Genomic DNA, 18,522 nt, shown 5'->3' with positions numbered 1-18,522 from the left:
AATGCGCCGATGAACATCGACTCCCTGCTGCACACTCCGAGCCAGGTGATCTCCAGCCTGGACTACCGCCGCGAACGTTGGCGCAACGGCCTGGGCTGGACCCGCGAGATCCTGCGCCTGCCCGCGCAGGGCGATGACTGGGCGCTGCGCCTGTCGGTGGCCGAAATCGAACAGGATGCCGCGTTCTCTGCCTTCCCCGGCGTGGAGCGCGAACTGGTGTTGCTGCAGGGCAATGGCGTGCGTCTGCGCTTCGACGATGGACGCGTGGCGGAAGTGCTGCCGCCACACGGACGAGTGCGGTTTGCTGGTGAGGAGACACTGCACGGGGAACTGATCGATGGCACCACCCACGACTTCAACCTGATGTGGAAGCGCGAGCTGCTGCAGGCCGAACTGCTGCACCGGCCGCTGGTGGGCGCGATGTTCTTCTTCTGCGAACCGGGCGTGGCCTGGGCGCTGCATCTGCTGGCCGGTCAGGCGGAGTTTGGTGCCGACAGCGGCCTGCCGGCGCTGCAGGCGGGCGATACCGCATGGTTGGCGGCCGGCGAACGTCAGCGGCACGCGTTGCAGGGTGGTGGCGAGTTGCTGGCGATACGGGTCAGTGCAGCAGCGGGATGATTGCTGGGCGCCGGTGGGCTCCATCCACGCATGGCGTGGATCTACAGCTGTGAGGTTGTCACCATGCCTGGGCACGCCGTCATGGTGCGGCTGTGGTTGGGGTCAGAGCCCTTTCCTGCGGAAAGGGATCCGACCCCGATGGTTCGTTCAATACACATCGCGCCGGTAACGACCGGCCAGCAACAGCGCTTCCTTGCCCGCAGTACCCAACACCTGCTCGATCACCGCATCCACCGCCGGGGCCATGCCCTGCAGGCTGCCGCAGACCAGGATCGTCGTGCCTTCATCCACCCACTGCCGCAGCGTTGCCGCTTCGGCCAGCAGCCGGTCCTGCACATAGCGATGCGCGCCGCCATCTCGGCTGAACACCGCATCCAGCCGCGCCAGCGTGCCGTCGGCCAGCATCGCCTGCAGTTCTTCACCGAAGTGGAAGTCGTGCGCGGCGGTACGCTCACCGAACAGCAGCCAGGTGCGGCGCGCGCCACTCCGGGCACGTTCGTGCAGGTGCGCGCGCAGGCCGGCGATGCCGGTGCCGTTGCCGATCAGCAGCAGCGGCACATCGGTGGGCACGCCATGGAAATTGTCGTTGCGGCGCAGACGCAGCTGCACCGGTTCGTCGATGGCCGCGTGGTCGCACAGCCAGCCACTGCCGATGCCCGGTGTTCCATCGGCGCGCAGTTGGCGGCGCAGCAGCAGCTCCACCGCACCGTCGGCCATCACCGAGGCGATCGAGTACTCGCGATGCGGCAGCGGCTGCAGGGTCGCCAGCAATGCAGGCAGATCACCCGGGGGAACCAATGAGGGCAGGTGCGAGCGCGCGACGCGTGCCAGCAACGTCTGTCCGTCATCCAGCACGATGTCCGCGTCAAAGCGTTGTGTGTCCAGCCAGGCACGCACGGTGTGCGATGCGTGCTGTGGGCCGATCTCGGCGATGTCACCGGCCTGCCATTGCGCATCTGCATCGGCTGGGGGCTGCAGGCGCAACCAATACACGGGGCCGCCGGGGCTGCCGGGGTTCAGATGCTCGCGCTGCAGCAGCGTCCACGGCTGGTACTCGGCCGGACTCCAGTCGGGCAGTTCGCTGGCGTTACCGCCGAGTTGTCCCAGCAACTGCTGCCAATGGCGCAGCGCCGCCGGATCGGCGTTGTCGACTTCGATTGCATCGAACAGTGGATGCGCGCCGTGCTGGCGCAGCCATTGGTCGAGCTGGTGACCGAATCCGCAGAAGTGGCCATAGCTGCGGTCGCCCAGTGCGAGCACGCCGTAGTGCAGATGCTGCAGCGAGGGCGGCGTGGCCATCACCCCGCGCAGGAAAGGCAGCGCGTGGTCGGGCGGATCACCTTCGCCGGTGGTGCTGGCAATGAACAGCGCGCGCTGGCTGCCGGCCAGCAACACGGCGTCGACCTCATGCAGTCCGCGCACGCGCGCTGGCACGCCGGCACCGCGCAGGGCCTCGGCACTGCGTTCGGCCAGTTCGCGGGCAAAGCCGGTCTGGCTGGACCAGGCCAGCAGGATGGGCGCGGAGTCTCCGCTTGCGGCATCGTCGCGCGGGCGCCCACGCCACCACAGCGCAACGCAGGCCAGCGCATACAGCGCCGTGGCGAGTACCGCGATCTGAGACTGCCGCGCCGGTGGCGCGCCATGCCACCAGGCTTCACCGAGGTGCAGGCGCAGCAGCGCCCAGCCGATCAGCGCCAGCAGAAGCAGGACCAGCGCGTTGCCGAGCCACGCGCGCGACGGCCGGGTACTCATGGGCTCTGCTCGTCGAGCAGGCGCTGGAAGGCGCTGCTGAGGAATTCCTGCGGGCCGTCCGCTGCGCGTTGCAGGTAGCGCGCAGCCAGCCCTTCGAGTTCGGCCAGCGCCATGCCCTGTTCGCGGCCCAGCACGGTCAGTGCGGTGGCCCAGGCATCGGCGTGCATGGCGTCGTCGGCCACCACGGTGACTGCCGCGGCAACCTGGCGCACCGGTCTGCCCGAACGCGGGTCCAGGCTGTGACTGTAGGCCTCGCCATCGACCTGGTACTGGTGCCAGCGATCGCCGGAGGTGGCCACCGCCTTGCCCTCCAGCGCCAGCACCCGCAGCGGGGTATTGGTGTGCGCATCTTCTTCCGGCGCGGACTCCACCAGCACGCGCCACGGCTGGCCGTCCGGTTTGCGGCCGTAGCCGGCCAGTTCGCCGCCGACTTCGACCAGCGCGGCAGTGATGCCCTGTGTGCGCAGCCACGCAGCGACATGGTCGACGCCAAAGCCCTTGGCGATCGCGGAGAGATCCAGTTCCAGCCCACCCGGTTGCAGCAGCGCATCGTCCTGCCACTGCAGGCGCTGCCAGCCGCAGCGATCGCGCGTGGCCTGCAGGGTAGCGTCGTCGGGCTGGCGGCGTTCACCGGCATGTGCACCGAAGCCCCACAGTGCAACCAGCGGACCGACGGTGGGATCGAAGGCGCCGCCACTGGTGGACGCGATCGCCTGTGCGCAGGCCAGAACGTGGCGGGTCTCGGCCGGCAGCACGCACCATTGGCCCGCGTCGGCGCGGTTGTAGCGGCTCAGGTCCGAACCGGGCTCCCAGGTACTCATCTGCGCGACCACTTCGTCCAGCCGCGCCTGGATGCCGGCGTGCAGCGGGTGCAGGTCGCGCTGGCGCGGCGCGACCAGCGACACGCTCCAGGTGGTGCCCATGGTGGTGCCGCCGAGGCGGGCGATGTCGAGCAGGGAATCGGTCATGGTGATGCGTTGCGGGTGCGATGCCGGGCTGCCCGGCATCGCGGTCCACGTCATTACTGCGGCAGCACTTCCAGCGTGGCGACGTAGCTCAGGCGGCGCTTGGCGGCCTGCTTCACCGACGTCTTGTTGTCCTCGGTGCCGGTTTCCAGCCAGTACATGCCGGCTTCCGGCCAGGTCACCTTGATCTCGCCCTTGGCATCGCTGGTGACCTTCAGCTCGTCCTGTGCGTTGCGGTAGCGGGTGGCACCACGCACGATCTCGAATTCCAGGCCGGCCGCCGGCTTGCCATCGACGAGCACGCGGAAGGTGGCTTCCTCGCCGGCGAACAGATCATTCGGGTGGCCGACGGCGACCAGCTCGATGCCACGGTTGGTCGGCTTCAGCGCGGTATCGTTCGGCGCGCCGTTGGTGACGAAGGTCTCCACGCGGCCGACCGACTGGCTCACTTCCAGCTTCTTCGCGTCCTTCGGCAGTTCGCCGAAGGTGGCAACGCTGCCGCGCCAGCGCTTGCGCTCGCCGTTCTGCTCGTAGGTGGCGAACAGGCCGTCATTGACCGACGCAATGCGGTAGGTGCCCGGCTGCTTCAGTTCGATGTCGAACACGCTGCGGTACTTGCCGGTCGACGCGTTCTGCGGTTGCACGGTGCTGCCGTCCGGTGCGGTGATCACCAGCGATTCCAGGCGCAGCGGCACGTGGTTGAAGTAGAACAGATCGTTGGAGACCGCACCGTCGACGGTGATCCACGGCGCGTTGCCGGCGATCACGGTCTGCGAGGGCAGCAGCCAGGCCTTGTGGGCCAGGGCGGAGAAGGGAAGGGCAGCGGCCAGGGCGGCGGCGAGGACGAGCGTGCGCTTCATGCGGAAGACTCCAGTTGGAAGGGGTCGGATCCCTTTCCATCGGAAAGGGCTCTGACCCCGGGGGATACGGCGATGGGGTCAGAGCCCTTCCTGCGGAAGGGACTCGACCCCGGCTCAGGCAGTTATGGTTTGACGGCGAGGGTGACCTGGCCCAGTTCGGTGGCGCCCTGCGCCTTGCCGTTCTGCGCGGCGGTGGCCGGCCAGGTGAAGGGGATCTTCAGCAGTTCGCGGCCGCCGACTTCGCGCACCGCTTCCACTACCAGGGTGTAGTTGCCCGGGGCCAGCTGCTTCAGTGCCGGCTGCCTGTCATTGAACGACAGTGCGTGCTTGCCGGCCGGGCGGGTCGGACCGGTCACGCCGTCCACCGGCACCTGCAGGGTGCGGCCGCTCTTGCGCCACCACTGGCGCAGGTCGGGCAGCCACTTGGTGCCGTGGCCTTCGCTGTTGCTGGTCTGCTGGTACCAGACCGAGAGGTTGGCCGCGACCTTCTGGTCGGCGCCTTCCAGCCACACGGCCACATACGGGCGGTGGTATTCGGCCACGTTGAGCTTGGGCACTTCGACGTTGATGTCGAGGGTGGTGGCATAGGCCGGCGAGGTGGCCAGCAGGCCGCTGAGGGCGATGGTCAGGGTGACGCGCATGGGGCGGCTCCGGAAAGGGGGAAAAGTCAGTGGATCAGCAGCAGGGCGATCAGCAGCGGGATCATCAGGCCGAGGCCGACCAGCGGCCAGGTCATGCGCCGCTGCCGTGCATGGAGGTGCAGCAGGAACAGGCCGGTGATGCAGAACACCAGGCAGGCCACGGCGAACAGGTCCAGGAACCAGCCCCATGCCGGGCCGGCATTGCGGCCCTTGTGCAGATCGTTGAGGTAGGACACCGCGCCGCGCGAGGTCGATTCGTATTCCACCGCGCCGGTCTCGCGATCGATGCTCAGCCAGGCGTCGCCGCCGGGGCGCGGCAGCGACAGGTAGATCTCTTCGGGCGACCACTCGGCCGGTCGCCCGCCGATGGCGATGCCCAGCTGCGTGTCCAGCCATTGCCGGGCAGGGCGCGGAATCGGTGCGTTGCCGTCTTCGCGCGTGCCGAGCTGTCCAAGCAGCGCGGCCGGCAGTTCAAGATGCTGGTTCTGCACCTCGGGCTTGGCCTCGATCTTCGCGGCATGGTTGAGGGTCAGGCCGGTCACCGCGAACAGCAGCATGCCGATCAGGCACACCGCCGAGCTGATCCAGTGCCACTGGTGCAGCGTCCGCAGCCAGAAGCCGCGGTTCTGTTGCTGCTGCACGGTGGAAGAGGCAGGACGGCTCACGGCAGGGTTCGAGGCGGACGGGGACTGCCCATTACATCATTGATGAGAATAGCTCGCAATTGCGTGTCGTTCTGTATCCCTGGAGCAGGTCTGGCGGGTTGCCGGCCAGCGGCCGGCACTACCGATCAGTAGAGCCACGCCATGCGTGGATGAAGCGGTGCCGACCAAGGTCGGCACCCACCGGGGCAGGGCGCGGCGATCAGAACTTCGCGTTCAACGAAATCCAGTAGCTGCGGCGCTGGTCCTTGGTCGCGTAGTCATCCACGCAGCTGAACTCGCTGGGATTGAGCAGCAGGCACGACTGCGAAACGAAGTCCTTGTCGAACAGGTTGTTGACCCGTGCATTGACCGTCAGCCACGGCGTAGCCTTCCAGCTGCCCCCAAGGTGGAAGATCGTGTAGTCCTCGTAATAGCGCACGTGGCGGGTGCCGGCACTGTCGATGAGGGTGTCGCGATAGCGGTCGTAGCGGCCTTCGCCGATCAGCGACAGGCTGATCGCTTCGTTGATCTGCCAGTTGAGGCTGGCGTTGGCCATGTGCTTTGCCGGCGTGGTGCCTGAGATCGGGCGTCCCTTGTCGGGGCCGCTGGTCTGCTCGCTCCTGGTCCAGGTGTAGTTGCCGCGCAGCTGCAGGGTGTCGAGCAGGTCGACATGACCGGCCAGTTCCGCGCCGCGGGTCTCGGCCTTGTCGATGTTCACGCTCTGGGTGAAGGTGCTGTAGCCCAGTGCTGCCCAGCCTGGGCCGATGTCTACGCAGTAGCCGCTGCCGGCGCGCGCCACTTCGCAGTTCGGGAACGTTCCGCCGCTGGCGATCTTGTCTTCGAACGTGTTGAAGAAGCCGGTGACGTTGAAGCCCCAGCGCTGGCCTTCGTAGTAGGCGGCCAGCTCGTAGTTGGTGCTGGTTTCAGGCTTGAGGTTCGGGGAACCGACCAGCGGCAGCACGCCCTGGCCACCAAAGCCGGTGATGCCCGGGAACAACTGGTCCGGTCGCGGGGTCTTGTAGCCGGTGCTGACGCCACCCTTGAAGGTCCACGCATCGCTGGCGTTCCACACCAGGTAGCCACGCGGACTGACGTGGCTGCCGAACACGTTGTGGTCGTCGTAGCGCAGGCCGAAGGTAGCGGTGAGGGTATCGGTCAGCGCCCAGTTGTCCTCGGCGAACAGCGCCCACATGCGGTGCTTCTGCCTGGTGTTGCTGCGATAACCGGCGCCATCCATGCCGAACACGCCGTCGATCATGTCGGTGTCGTTGTACTGGCCGCCGACGGTCAGCTTGTGCGCGCCGAAGTCGAGGTCGAGCATCGTGTCGAGCACGTAGCCTTCCAGTTCCATGGTGCGCAGCGGACGCGGCAGGAACGCCTGCAGGCGCGCCATCTCGCTCGGGTTGAGCGCGGCCAGGGCATTGCCACGGCCGGCCGCACAGTTGTTGGCGGCACCGGTGCGGCGGCAGACGTCATTCCACAGCGTCTGCAGGTTGGCGCGCTCGTCCAGGGTCAGCGGCAGCGAACGACCCAGGTTGCTGCTCTTGCTGTGGGTCAGCGAGGTCTGCCAGGTGCCGAAGCTGTAGCGGCCCTGGTGGGTCAGCGACAGCTGATCGCGCTCGTAGCGCTGGTAGGCGGTGTAGCCGACGCGCGGCTGCACCACGCGGCGGGTGACGGTGCCGCTGCCGTTCGGGTTGGGGATGACCGCATTGCCGACGCGCCACAGGCTGGCCAGGCTGTCCAGCGTGCCGGTCTGGCCTTCGCTGTTGTCGTACTTCTGCCGCGACACGTCGTAGTCCAGCCACAGTTCGTGGTCATCGTTGACCCGGAAGTCCAGGCGCACGCCGGTATTCCAGTTGGTGTTGGCCACCGACTTGCCACCGCCGCCGAAGCCGATGCTGCGCTCCCACAGGCTGCCGTCGGGCAGGGTCAGTGCGTCCCACTCCGGATTGGAGGCCTTGGCGTCGTAGTAGCTGCCGCGGACCGCCAGGCTGAGGCGGTCCTTCAGCAGCGGGCCGCTGAGGTACAGGTCGGTGGTGCGCGCATCACCGAACTGGTCATCCTGCTGCACGGTGAAGCCCTGGGTCACGGCGCCGTGCCAGCGGTCCTGGTTGCGTCGGGTGATGATGTTGATCACGCCACCCATCGCGTCCGAGCCATACAGCGTGGACATCGGGCCGCGCACGACTTCGATGCGCTCGATCGCGTCCAGCGGCGGCAGGTAGGCGAACTGGCCGCCACCGAAATTGTTCGGGTACAGCTGGCCGACATTGCTCTGGCGGCGGCCGTCGATCAGCACCAGGGTGTACTCGGACGGCAGGCCGCGCATGGAGATGGTGGCGCGGCCGTTCTTGTCGGTGGCCTCCAGGCCGACATCGATGCCTTCGACGTCGCGCAGCGCATCGACCAGGTTGGTGTAGGGGCGCTTGCTGAGTTCTTCGCGGCTGACCACGCTGATGCTGGCCGGTGCATCGATCACCTTCTGCTCGAAGCCGGAGGCGGTGACCACCACCTTGTCCAGCGTCTGTGGCGCGCCGGTAGCGTCACCGTGGGCGAAGGCAGGGGCGGTCATGGCTGCCAGCACGGCGCTGGTCAGCAGGGTACGGGACAGGGACGAACGGACACGATGGCGCTGGGCCATGGCAGTAACCTCGAAGGTTGCAGGGTGGTGCGATGCCAGGCGCGAACGGCGCGGCATGCACGGGGAGGCCCGGTCAGGGGCGGCAGGGATGAAGCAGGCAGCGGCGCGCGGGCGCGACCGCGCAGGCGGTCACGCGGGGCCGTGAATCAGGCGAGCGGCGGCGCCTGGCCGCGTTGCTGGCGGCGCCCGGGCGCATCGGCCCAAGGCGTGTCCGGAGCAGCCAGCGGCCAGTCCGGGCGCACGCCGGGCATGGCCGGCGTGGCGGGTACGAGTTCAAGCTCGGTGCGCAGCCATTGGCTGGCCAGCAGCAACGGCGGGCGTGCCTTCTCGGCCGCTTTCACCGGGGTGGAGGCACAGCGGCGCAGCTTGGCCGGGGCTTCTTCCTGCAATGGGCCTTCGCCGCCGCGTTCTTCCAGCGGTACCTGCACGGTCGCCGCTGTCGCCGGATGCGGCAGCAGCGGCAGGGTGCCCAGCAGCAACGCCAGCATCGCCACCCACGCCAGCAGGCTGGCCAGCGCAGGACGCTGGCCGCGCATTGCGGTGCCCATCTTGCGATGGATGAGTGGACGAGGGCGAAGCGGGCGCAGCAAGCAGGGGTCCCCAGGGGTCTGCCGGCAGCGGCCGGCATCAACGGGGCGTGATTGTAATGAGAGCTGTTAGCTGTTGCAAATGAGAATGATTGCCAAAATGTCGCAGGCCAGCCCGACCGGGCTCAGACCTCGCTCCAGCGCCGCAGCAGGTTGTGGTACACGCCGGTCAGCTGCAGCACCGCCCCGGCGTCGCCGCCGGTCTGCCGCAGGCGCTCGATCGAGCCGTCCATTTCCCATAGCAGGCGGCGCTGCACATCGTCGCGGACCATGCTCTGCACCCAGAAGAACGAGGCCACGCGCGCGCCGGCAGTGACGGGGCGCACCTGGTGCAGGCTGCTGGACGGGTACACGATCAGGTCGCCGGCCGGCAGCTTCACTTCGTGCTCGCCGTAGGTGTCGCTGATGATCAGTTCGCCGCCCTCGTACTCGTCCGGCGCCGACAGGAACAGGGTGCAGGAAATGTCCGAACGCAGCTGTTCGCCGTTGGCCAGGTTCATCACCGCGCCATCAACATGGAAGCCATAGGTGCCGCCACCGCTGTAGCGGTTGAAGCGCGGCGGCAGGTATTTCAGCGGCAGCGCGGCGCTGAAGAACAGCGGGTGCCGGGCCAGCGCGACGAGGATGATCTCGCCCAGTTCGCGGCGCAGCGGTGAGCCCTCGGGCAGCTGCTGGTTGTGCTTGGCCTGCGCGCCCAGATGGCCGACGGTTTCGCGGCCATCGGTCCAGTCGGCGGCATCCAGTCGGCGGCGAAAGTCGGCCACCTGGTCGGCGCTGAGAATGTCGGGGATGTGCAGCAGCATGCGGGGCTCCTCAGAGGGACGGCGGCGCGACCAGGGCGCGCACTTGTGGATGCGGCGACGCGGCCAGTTCGGGCACGATGTGCGCCATGAACGCCGGGCTGCCGTGGGCCAGTGCGAGCCGCAACCAGTGCACGGCCTGCTCGACCTGTCCGGCCTGCAGCAGGATCGAGGCGTAGTTCGCCTGGCCGCGGAAATCACCGGCTTCGGCCGCGCGCTGGTACCAGGCCAGCGCTGCCTGCGGATCGGGTGCGGTATCCAGCCCGTCTTCGAGGTGGCGGGCCAGCAGGTTCATCGATTTGGCATGGCCCAGGTGTGCGGCACGGGTGTACAGGGTCAGTGCCTGTGCGCGGTCCTGGGTCACGCCGCGGCCGGTGGCCAGCAGGTTGGCCAGGTTGTACAGGCCCCAGTCCAGGCCGGTGTCGGCCGCGCGCCGGTACCACACCGCGGCCAGCACCGGGTCGGGTGCGGTGCCCTGGCCCAGTTCGTGGCAGCGGCCCAGCATGTTCATCGCCATCGGCGCGCCGTTGTTGGCGGCGGTCTCGTACCAGAGCCGTGCCGCCGAGGCGTCCTGTGCGGTGCCTTTGCCTTCCATGTGCATCTGCGCGAGCAGCAGTTGTGCCTCGACCTGTCCGGCCTGCGCGGCGTCGCGCACGCGTGCGAAGGCAGCCTGCGGATCGTGCTGCAGCAGCGCGGCAAGAGCGTCGCTGTCGATGGGGGTACGGGTTGCCATGGGGTGAGTATCGCCGGAAACAAAAACGGCGGCAGGAGAGCCTGCCGCCGTGGTGGAGCGCAGTTACATCAGAACTTCACGTTCAGTGCCAGGGTGGCCGAGCGACCCGGGGCGATGCTCGCGTAGTGCGAGGCATAGGCCTTGGTGAAGTAGGTCTTGTCGGTCAGGTTCTGCACGTTGAGCTGCAGGCTGATGTTGTCCTGGATCGCGTAGCTGGCCATCGCGTCGAAGCGGGTGTAGCTGGCAATCCACTTGGTGTTGGCGACGTCACCGTACTGCTTGTCCGAGTAGAACGCACCGGCGCCGATGGTCAGGCCGATCGGGAAGCGGTAGGTGGTCCACAGGTTGGCGCTGTGCTTGGCGGTGTTCGGGAACACGTTGCCGTTGTTCGGCGACGGCACGTAGACGTTGGACGGACAGGTGCGGCCCACCGGTGCGCCACAGACGAAACCGTTGTCCTTCAGTTCCGAGTCCAGGTAGGTGTAGCCGCCGTACAGGCTCCAGGCATCGGTCAGCTGGCCGGTGAAGCCCAGCTCGAAGCCGTTGATTTCCTTCTTGCCGGCGTTCTGGCTGGTGCCGTTGTCGATGGTCACGCGTGCGTTGTTCATCACGGTGTGGAAGATCGCGGCAGTCAGGTTCAGGCGCTTGTCGAACAGGTCCCACTTGGTGCCCAGCTCGAGGTTCCTGGTGTCCTGCGGCTTGAGGTCGGCCACGGCGGCGCTCAGGCCGTCCGAACCGTCGCCACCGTCCATGCCCGGCGGGGTCGAGGAGGTGCCCCAGGACAGGTAGATGCTGCCGTTGGCGGCCGGCTTGAACACCACGCCGGCCTGGTAGTTCAGGAAGTCGTTGCTGTTGCGCACGCGGGTCGGTGCCTTGCCGGCCACCGGAGTGGTCAGGGTGGTACGGAAGTCGTCGTAGCGCAGGCCGAGGTTGATCATCCACTGCTCATTGAGCTCGATGGTGTCGAACACGTAGGCCGAGGTGGTCTTGGTGCGCTGCTCGACGTCCAGTGCCTTGTCGCTGCGATAGACGATCTGACCGGCCGCCCACGGATCGTTCGGGTTCGGATTGTTGAAGTCGGTGCAGTTGTAGCCGGTGGCCGCGCCGGACACCTGGCAGCGAGTGCTGTTGGCGCTGTTTTCAAGGGGATTGGCGGTGCCCGGCGACATCAGGTAGCTGCCACGGGTCATCTTCTCGTCGCTGTACTCCACGCCCGCGCTGTAGCTGTGCTTGAGCGCGCCGGTCTGGAACGCACCGGTCAGGCCCAGCTGGTCGGCGAAGCTCTTGACGTCGACCGCACGGGTGTTGGTGCGACGCCACAAGGTGCCGTACAGGTTGGGGTTGCCCTTGCTGTCGTCCGGCTGGGTCCACAGGTAGTCGTTGCTGGTGTTGCCCAGGCGCGCGATGTTGCGCAGCTTGTGGCCGCCGAAGTCGTAGCTGGCATCCAGGGTGCTGATGTCGGCGCGGGTGCGCTGGAAATCACGGTCGACCAGGCCGTAGTAGTTGTTGCGGTCCGGCACCATCGGCCGGCCATCACCGTTCTTGGCCACGTTCGGGCCGCTGGAGAACGGATTGCTGTAGGGGAAGCCACCCGCGTCCGGCAGGTCATCGCTCTGCATGTGGTAGTGGCTGGCGATCAGCTGCGCCGGTCCGTTCAGGCCGAACGCGATCGACGGCGCGATGCCCCAGCGGCTGACGTTGGCGGCGTCGCGGCCGGCGATGTCCGATTCGTGCTTCATCAGGTTCAGGCGGGCGGCGATGCCATCGCCCAGCACGTAGTTGGCGTCCACGGTGCCGCGCGCGTAGCTGTCGGTGCCGATGCCCATGCTGGCGCTGGTCTCGTTCTTCAGCTTCGGCGTCTTGCTCACCAGGTTCAGGCTGCCACCACCGGAGTCACGGCCGCCGTAGGCCGAGCTCGGGCCCTTGACCACTTCCACCTGCTCCAGGTCGAAGATCTCGCGGGTCTGCGAGCCGACGTCGCGCAGTCCGTCGACGAACACGTTGCTCTGCGAATCGAAGCCACGGATGAAGGGGCGGTCACCGGTCGGGTTGCCGCCTTCGCCGGCACCGAAGGTGATGCCCGGCACCATGCGCAGCGCATCCTGCAGGTTGGTCGCACCGGTTTCGGCGATCAGCTTCTCCGACACGATCGACACCGACTTCGGGGTGTCCAGCAGCTCGGCGGTGAACTTCGGCGAGGACGGGTTGAACCAGCTGCCGCGCACCTGCACCTTGTCCAGCTCGGTGGCGTTGCGGGAACCGGCGTCGGCGCCGTCGGCAGCCTGCGCAGCCAGCGGAGCAAAGCCCGCGGCCAGGGTGGCGGTGGCGAGCAGGGAAACGCGCGGGGCGTGCTTGCGGGACGTGATGTGGGTCATGGCGGTGGGTAGTGGCTTGGATCGGGAAAGGGCGAGCGCGAGCCGGCGCAGATGGGCATGCGGCGACAGGCGGGAGGTGGGTGCTGTAGAGCCGAGCCAGGCTCGGCTGGCGGGAACGCAATCAGGCGCACGGCAACGGCCGCAGGGCGCCTCAGCTGGCGTGCGGTGCGGGCGGTGCGTGGCCGGGGTTCAACCGCAGCGCGGGATCATGCAACTGCCAGCGCAGGGCATCGGAGCGCCACAGCGGGATACGCGCGACCAGAGCGGCGCGTGCAGGGACCAGACCGGTGCAGGGCGAGGTGCCCTCGCCATCAAACGGAGGCTCCGGTGCTGGTGCGGCGTGCTGCGGGCATTCGTCGGCTGGCGGTTGCGGCAGCGGCATCGCCTGCAGCAGATCTTCAGCGTGTGCCTGCCAGCCGTGCGCGGCCGGATCGCCGCCACGCCCTTCGTGCAAGGCCGACCAGCTCAGCAGCAACGTCAGCAGCACGGCCACGAGCAGTGGCCACCCTTGGCGGGCGAGCTGGCACAGCGTGGCGGTGGGCGCGGGCGAAGCCATGGCGCAGGGGCGATGTCGTTACGAAGATGTTACGTAGAATAACATCAACGATAATGATTCGCATATGCGCGATCGGGTTGCCGATCTGGATGGCCTGGAAGGGCCTTGGAGGGCCCCTCAGTGCACTCCAGTAGATTCCACCTCACGGGTGGATGCTCTCCGCCAGGCGCCCTCTGGGGGGGCTCTCCGGGCCGAGCGCCGCCTCAATCCCGGTCGTCGCGGGTCCAGACCGCGTCGTGCTCGCGCTTCACCGGGAACTTGGGCACAGGGCTGTAGGCCGGGGCGCACAGGGCGCGGCCATCGCGCACGTCGAAGCGCGCGCCGTGCAGCACGCACTCCACGCTGCCTTCGGTCGTGTTGAACTCGCCCGAGGACAGTTCGAACTCTTCATGCGTGCACTGGTCTTCCAGTGCGTACAGCTCGCCATCGAGGTTGAATACCACGATCGGCGTGCCGGTCACTTCGTCGAACACACTCTTCATTTCACCCGGCAGCAGCTCGTTGCCGGCACAGACAAAGGTCCAGGCCTCACTCACGCGGCGGCTCCGTTCAGCGGCTTTTCCAGGATCTCGAAGCGCAGGTCGTCGCGCTTGGGGATGCCGAAGCGTTCGTCGCCATACGGGAACGGCTTCTTGATGCCGGTACGGCTGTAGCCGCGGCGCTCGTAGAAGGCGATCAGCTCGTCGCGCACGTCGATGACGGTCATCTGCATCACCGGTACGTTCCATTCGCGCGCGGCGTGTGCTTCGGCGGCGTCCATCAGCTGCTTGCCGACGCCGCCGCCCTGCTGGGCCGGATCGACCGAGAACATGCCGAAGTAGCCCTTGCCGTCGACATCGGCGACGTGGGCGCAGGCCACCAGCTGGTCCCCGCGCTCGGCCAGCAGGATGGTCGAGCGCGGGCGGTCGAGGTCGGCCTGGATGCCTTCGGCGTCGATGCGGGCGCCATCCAGCAGGTCGGCTTCGGTGGTCCAGCCGACGCGGCTGGCGTCGCCACGGTAGGCCGAGGTGACGAGGGCGATCAGGGCGGGGATGTCGGCCGGCGTGGCGGCGCGGAAGGTCAGGGTGCTCATGGCCCCATTCTAGGTGGGGTGTGGGCGGGCGCAAATGGGGGAGGGGGCAGATCCCTTTCGCAACGCGGAAGGGATCTGACCCCGGCGTCTACTGACCCAACGGCAGGCCATGGACCGACTGGCACGGGCGCGGAATCGGCAGATGCTCGGGGTCGGATCCCTTTGCGCAGCGAAGGGCTCTGACCCCCTGTTACCAGGAGCTGCCCATGCCGAGGCCACGACGGGTCGATGCACCCGGATATCCGCAACATGTCGTCCAGCGCGGCAACAACCGCCAGCCCGTGTTCTTCACCGATGGCGACCACGTCGCCTACCTTCGCCTGCTGTGTCATCACGCGCACCAGCAGCATTGCCGGGTTCACGCCTATGTGTTGATGGGCAACCACGTCCATCTTCTGGCAACGCCTGATGTCTGCGGCGGGCTGTCACGGATGATGCAGGCCGTGAGCCGGACCTACGTACGTCGGGTGAATGAACGGCAGGGCCGCACCGGCACGTTATGGGAAGGGCGCTTTCACTCCACGGTGGTGGATTCGGATCGCTATCTGCTGGCCTGCCAGCGCTACATAGAGCTCAACCCGGTTCGGGCGGGGAAGGTGGCGCATCCCGGCGACTATCGTTGGTCCAGCTATCGCGCCAATGCGCGTGGCAGGCCCAATGCGCTGCTCGAGCCGCATTCGGCATTCGAGCTGATGGGTTCTGATGCGGATGAACGGCGCAGGCGCTATGTGGAGTTCATCGAGGCGGGCATTCCGGCGGGGGATCTGCTGGCGATCCGGCGGGCATTGCAGTCGCAACGGCGGCTGTCGGGAATGCTGGTGGGGTCAGAGCCCTTTCGCATCGCGAAAGGGATCTGACCCCGGTGTGCTACGGGCGGTATGCCGGGTTCATCTGGTCGCGATCCGGCGGGCATTGCAGTCGCAACGGCGGCTGTCGGGAATGCTGATGGGGTCAGAGCCCTTTCGCATCGCGAAAGGGATCTGACCCGGTGTGCCGGCTCAGCCCAACAGCTTCCGTACCTTGGTCAGCGCGGTCATGAACCGCTCGATCTCGGCGTGCGTGTTGTAGAACGCCAGCGAGGCACGGCAGGTTGCCGCCACGCCGAAGTACTGCAGCAGCGGGTGCGCGCAGTGCTGGCCTGACCGCACGGCCACGCCTTCCAGGTCGAGCAGGGTTGCCAGGTCGTGGGCATGCGCGCCGTCGATCAGGAACGAGACCACGGCGGCCTTCTCCGGTGCTTCGCCGATGATGCGCAGACCGTCGACGCGGCGCAGCTCTTCGGTGAAATGCGCCAGCAGTTCAGCCTCGCGTGCCTCCACGTTCTCCTGGCCAAGCTGCTGCAGGTAGTCGGCGGCCACGCCCAGGCCGATGAAGCCGGCGATGTTCGGGGTGCCGGCTTCGAACTTGTGCGGGGCATCGTTGAACACGGTGCCGTCGAAGCTGACTTCCTTGATCATCTCGCCGCCGCCAAGGAACGGCGGCATCGCATCCAGGTGCTCGCGGCGCGCCCACAGCGCACCGGTGCCGGTCGGACCACACATTTTGTGGCCGGTGATGGCGTAGAAGTCACAGCCGATCGCGGCCACGTCGACCTTGCGGTGCGGCACGGCCTGCGAGCCATCAACCACGGTGATGATGCCGCGCTTGCGCGCTTCACGGCAGATCTCGCGCACCGGGTTGACCGTGCCCAGCACGTTGGACACGTGGGTGACCGCCAGCAGCTTGACCTCCGGGGTCATTGCCGCGCGCAGCGCATCCAGATCGAGTGCGCCGTCAGGCGTGATCTCGGCCACGCGGATGGTGGCGCCGGTACGCTGTGCGACCAGCTGCCACGGCACGATGTTGGCGTGGTGTTCCATGCGCGTGATCAGGATCACGTCGCCGGCCTTCAATCGCGGCAGGGCCCACGAATACGCCACCAGGTTGATGGCGAAGGTAGTGCCGCTGCACAGCACCAGGTCGCTGGGGCGCACGTTGAGGAAGCGTGCCAGCTTGTTGCGCGCGCCTTCGTAGGCGTCGGTGGCTTCGCTGCCCAGTGCATGCACCGCGCGGCTGACGTTGGCGTTGTAACGGCGGTAGAACTCGTCCACCGCGCCGATCACCTGCACCGGCTTCTGGCCGGTGTTGGCATTGTCGAAATAGACCAGCGGCTTGCCGTGCACTTCACGCATCAGCAGCGGGAAGTCGAGGCGGACGCGATCCCAATCGGGCGCGCCGGTGCGTTCTTCGATCGGGCGCGGGGTGGACAGGTTCATGCCACACCCGCCTCGGCCAGGGCCTTGTCCAAACGGCGTGCCAGCTGCTCGCGCAGGGCTTCCGGCAGGATCTTCAGCGGCTCGTGGCAGAACGCGGCGCTCAGCAGTGCCTGCGCCTGTGCCTGCGGCAGGCCGCGCGAGCGCAGGTAGAACAGCGCGTTGGCATCGAGCTGGCCGACGGTGGCGCCATGCGCGGCCTTCACTTCATCGGCGTCGATGACCAGCGTCGGCTGGGTATCGATCTCGGCGTCGGCCGACAGCAGCAGATTCTTGTTGGACAGGTTCGCATCGGTACCGTCGGCGCCTTCGCGGATCTGGATGCCACCATGGAACACCACGCGGCTGCGGTTGGCGGCAACGCCACGCCACAGCAGCTCGCAACTCGTATCGCGCGCGATGTGGTCGATGCCCAGACGGGTCTCGACGTGGCGTCGGCCATTGCCGAGCAGCACGCCGTTGGCGGTCAGCTGGGCGTTGTCGCCTTCCAGGCGCACGTTCAGTTCGTGGCGGCTGAGTGCTGCGCCCAGTTCCAGGTCGACGCGGTGGTACTGCGCGTCGCGGGCCAGCACCGCGTCGGTACGCAGGAAGCTGGTCTGGCGCGCGCTGCCGGCCTGCACGCGGGCGTGCTTGAGCACGGCATCGCGGGCGACATGGGCGTGCAGCACGGTGTTGTCCAGGTGCGCCGAATCGCCGACGCTGAGGCGGTGCTCGACCACGCCCAGGCTGGCGCCGGCACGCAGTTCGATCAGGTGGCGGTGGTGCCAGGCCAGATCGGTATCGCCGGCGACGCTGGCGAACACCAGCTGTAGCGGCGCTTCCACCTGCACGCCTTCGTCCACGCGCAGCACCACGCCTTCATCGGCCAGCGCGGCATTCAGGCGGGCGAAGATCTCTTCGCTGCGCTCGTAGCGGCGGCCAAGGAAACGCACGGCGTCTTCGCCGGAGGCCAGTGCGGCCGACAGCGGCTGCAGCTGCACGCCGGCCGGCAGGCTCTGCACATCGCTCAGCGCGGCATCCAGGCGGCCGTTGACGAACACCAGGCGCGGTGCCGGGATGTCCTCCAGCAGCGCGGCGTCCAGCGCCGGGCCCTGCAGCGGTGCAGCCGCGAACGCACGGCGTTCCAGCTGGCGCAGCGAGGTGTACTTCCAGGCTTCGTTGCGCGCGGCCGGCAGGCCGTCACGCAGGGCCGCGTCCAGCACTTCGCGGCGCGCGTCGCTGCCGCAGAAGGCCTGGGCCATGGAGTCGAGCAGGGCGCTCATCAGACCGCCGCCTCGCGCACCACGCGATCCTTGAGGAAATCGTAGCCGTGCGCTTCCAGTTCCAGCGCCAGTTCCGGGCCACCGGTCTTGACGATGCGGCCATCGGCCAGCACGTGCACCACGTCCGGCTTGATGTAGTCCAGCAGGCGCTGGTAGTGGGTGATGACCAGGAACGAACGGTCGGCGCCGCGCAGCGCGTTGACGCCGTCGGCCACGCTCTTCAGCGCGTCGATGTCCAGGCCCGAATCGGTTTCGTCCAGGATCGCCAGCTTCGGCTCGAGCACGGCCAGCTGGAAGATCTCGTTGCGCTTCTTTTCGCCACCGGAGAAGCCTTCGTTGACGCCACGGTGCAGCAGCTCGTCCTTCAGGTGCAGCACGGCCAGCTTCTGGCGCACCAGCTTGAGGAACTGCATGGAGTCCAGTTCGTCCTCGCCACGCGCCTTGCGCTGCGCGTTCAGCGCGGCGCGCAGGAAGTAGGTGTTGTTCACACCCGGGATTTCCACCGGGTACTGGAACGCCAGGAACAGGCCGGCGGCGGCGCGCGCTTCCGGGTCCTGCTCCAGCAGGCCGACGCCGTCGAACTGCACGCTGCCTTCGGTGACTTCATAGCCGTCGCGGCCGGCCAGGACATTGCCCAGGGTGGACTTGCCGGCGCCGTTGGGGCCCATGATGGCGTGCACCTGGCCGGGCTTCACTTCCAGCGACAGGCCCTTGAGGATTTCCTTGTCGCCGATGCGGGCGTGGAGGTTTTCGATCTTCAGCAT

18 protein-coding genes are annotated in these 18,522 nt (G+C 67.6%); 2 read left to right on the top strand and 16 right to left on the bottom strand.

Annotation, left to right across the window (positions count from 1 at the left end; all coding sequences use genetic code 11):
* The first annotated feature begins 9 nt into the window (after positions 1-9).
* Positions 10-618, top strand: a complete 609-nt coding sequence (locus tag AC5P9F_RS02595) for a HutD/Ves family protein (RefSeq protein ID WP_043034193.1) — start codon at positions 10-12, stop codon at positions 616-618.
* Between the two features lie 147 nt (positions 619-765).
* On the opposite strand, the gene AC5P9F_RS02590 is transcribed toward AC5P9F_RS02595, so the two are convergent.
* The 13 genes from AC5P9F_RS02590 to AC5P9F_RS02530 form a co-directional block, all read right to left on the bottom strand.
* A complete protein-coding gene (locus AC5P9F_RS02590) occupies positions 766-2,370 on the bottom strand; it encodes a sulfite reductase subunit alpha (RefSeq protein WP_043034192.1) in 1,605 nt (534 codons plus the stop codon).
* Positions 2,367-3,338 carry an FAD:protein FMN transferase gene (locus AC5P9F_RS02585; RefSeq protein WP_043034216.1) on the bottom strand — a complete coding sequence of 324 codons (972 nt, stop codon included), beginning with the start codon at positions 3,336-3,338 and terminating at the stop codon, positions 2,367-2,369. The genes AC5P9F_RS02590 and AC5P9F_RS02585 overlap by 4 nt, the downstream gene beginning before the upstream one ends.
* A gap of 53 nt (positions 3,339-3,391) precedes the next feature.
* Positions 3,392-4,195 carry a DUF4198 domain-containing protein gene (locus AC5P9F_RS02580; RefSeq protein ID WP_005408419.1) on the bottom strand — a complete coding sequence of 268 codons (804 nt, stop codon included), beginning with the start codon at positions 4,193-4,195 and terminating at the stop codon, positions 3,392-3,394.
* A gap of 122 nt (positions 4,196-4,317) precedes the next feature.
* Positions 4,318-4,836, bottom strand: a complete 519-nt coding sequence (locus tag AC5P9F_RS02575; protein ID WP_005408420.1) for a DUF2271 domain-containing protein — start codon at positions 4,834-4,836, stop codon at positions 4,318-4,320.
* 26 nt (positions 4,837-4,862) lie between these two features.
* Entirely contained in the window at positions 4,863-5,501 is a 639-nt protein-coding gene (locus AC5P9F_RS02570; protein WP_005408421.1) for a PepSY-associated TM helix domain-containing protein, read from the bottom strand.
* A gap of 199 nt (positions 5,502-5,700) precedes the next feature.
* Entirely contained in the window at positions 5,701-8,121 is a 2,421-nt protein-coding gene (locus tag AC5P9F_RS02565) for a TonB-dependent receptor domain-containing protein (protein WP_005412519.1), read from the bottom strand.
* Between the two features lie 146 nt (positions 8,122-8,267).
* The gene (locus tag AC5P9F_RS02560) at positions 8,268-8,669 is read right to left on the bottom strand and encodes a hypothetical protein (protein WP_099498038.1); all 402 of its coding nucleotides are present in this window, start codon (positions 8,667-8,669) and stop codon (positions 8,268-8,270) included.
* Positions 8,670-8,833: 164 nt separating this feature from the next.
* Positions 8,834-9,511, bottom strand: a complete 678-nt coding sequence (locus AC5P9F_RS02555; protein ID WP_043034189.1) for a Fe2+-dependent dioxygenase — start codon at positions 9,509-9,511, stop codon at positions 8,834-8,836.
* A gap of 10 nt (positions 9,512-9,521) precedes the next feature.
* Positions 9,522-10,241 carry a tetratricopeptide repeat protein gene (locus tag AC5P9F_RS02550; protein WP_012479363.1) on the bottom strand — a complete coding sequence of 240 codons (720 nt, stop codon included), beginning with the start codon at positions 10,239-10,241 and terminating at the stop codon, positions 9,522-9,524.
* Between the two features lie 68 nt (positions 10,242-10,309).
* A complete protein-coding gene (locus AC5P9F_RS02545; protein WP_033835561.1) occupies positions 10,310-12,616 on the bottom strand; it encodes a TonB-dependent receptor in 2,307 nt (768 codons plus the stop codon).
* A gap of 151 nt (positions 12,617-12,767) precedes the next feature.
* Positions 12,768-13,172, bottom strand: a complete 405-nt coding sequence (locus AC5P9F_RS02540) for a hypothetical protein (protein WP_111117620.1) — start codon at positions 13,170-13,172, stop codon at positions 12,768-12,770.
* A 203-nt stretch (positions 13,173-13,375) separates the two neighbouring features.
* A complete protein-coding gene (locus AC5P9F_RS02535) occupies positions 13,376-13,708 on the bottom strand; it encodes a non-heme iron oxygenase ferredoxin subunit (protein WP_005412525.1) in 333 nt (110 codons plus the stop codon).
* Positions 13,705-14,244: a GNAT family N-acetyltransferase gene (locus AC5P9F_RS02530; protein ID WP_005408429.1), complete on the bottom strand. Its 540-nt coding sequence runs from the start codon at positions 14,242-14,244 to the stop codon at positions 13,705-13,707. The genes AC5P9F_RS02535 and AC5P9F_RS02530 overlap by 4 nt, the downstream gene beginning before the upstream one ends.
* 206 nt (positions 14,245-14,450) lie before the next feature.
* Between AC5P9F_RS02530 and AC5P9F_RS02525 the strand changes: the two genes are divergently transcribed.
* Positions 14,451-15,101, top strand: a complete 651-nt coding sequence (locus AC5P9F_RS02525) for a transposase (RefSeq protein ID WP_111117621.1) — start codon at positions 14,451-14,453, stop codon at positions 15,099-15,101.
* Positions 15,102-15,242: 141 nt separating this feature from the next.
* On the opposite strand, the gene AC5P9F_RS02520 is transcribed toward AC5P9F_RS02525, so the two are convergent.
* The 3 genes from AC5P9F_RS02520 to sufC are packed head-to-tail and all read right to left on the bottom strand — an operon-like array spanning position 15,243 to position 18,522.
* Entirely contained in the window at positions 15,243-16,499 is a 1,257-nt protein-coding gene (locus AC5P9F_RS02520; RefSeq protein ID WP_005408431.1) for a cysteine desulfurase, read from the bottom strand.
* Positions 16,496-17,758 (bottom strand): Fe-S cluster assembly protein SufD, encoded by a 1,263-nt coding sequence (sufD, locus tag AC5P9F_RS02515; protein WP_059033437.1) that lies wholly within the window; start codon positions 17,756-17,758, stop codon positions 16,496-16,498. The genes AC5P9F_RS02520 and sufD overlap by 4 nt, the downstream gene beginning before the upstream one ends.
* Positions 17,758-18,522 carry a Fe-S cluster assembly ATPase SufC gene (gene sufC, locus AC5P9F_RS02510; RefSeq protein WP_012479368.1) on the bottom strand — a complete coding sequence of 255 codons (765 nt, stop codon included), beginning with the start codon at positions 18,520-18,522 and terminating at the stop codon, positions 17,758-17,760. Before sufC ends, sufD begins: the two co-directional genes overlap by 1 nt.

It is taken from the genome of Stenotrophomonas sp. YJH_SMC_4 (genome assembly GCF_059371575.1).
This window is presented reverse-complemented; position numbering and strand designations above follow the sequence as displayed.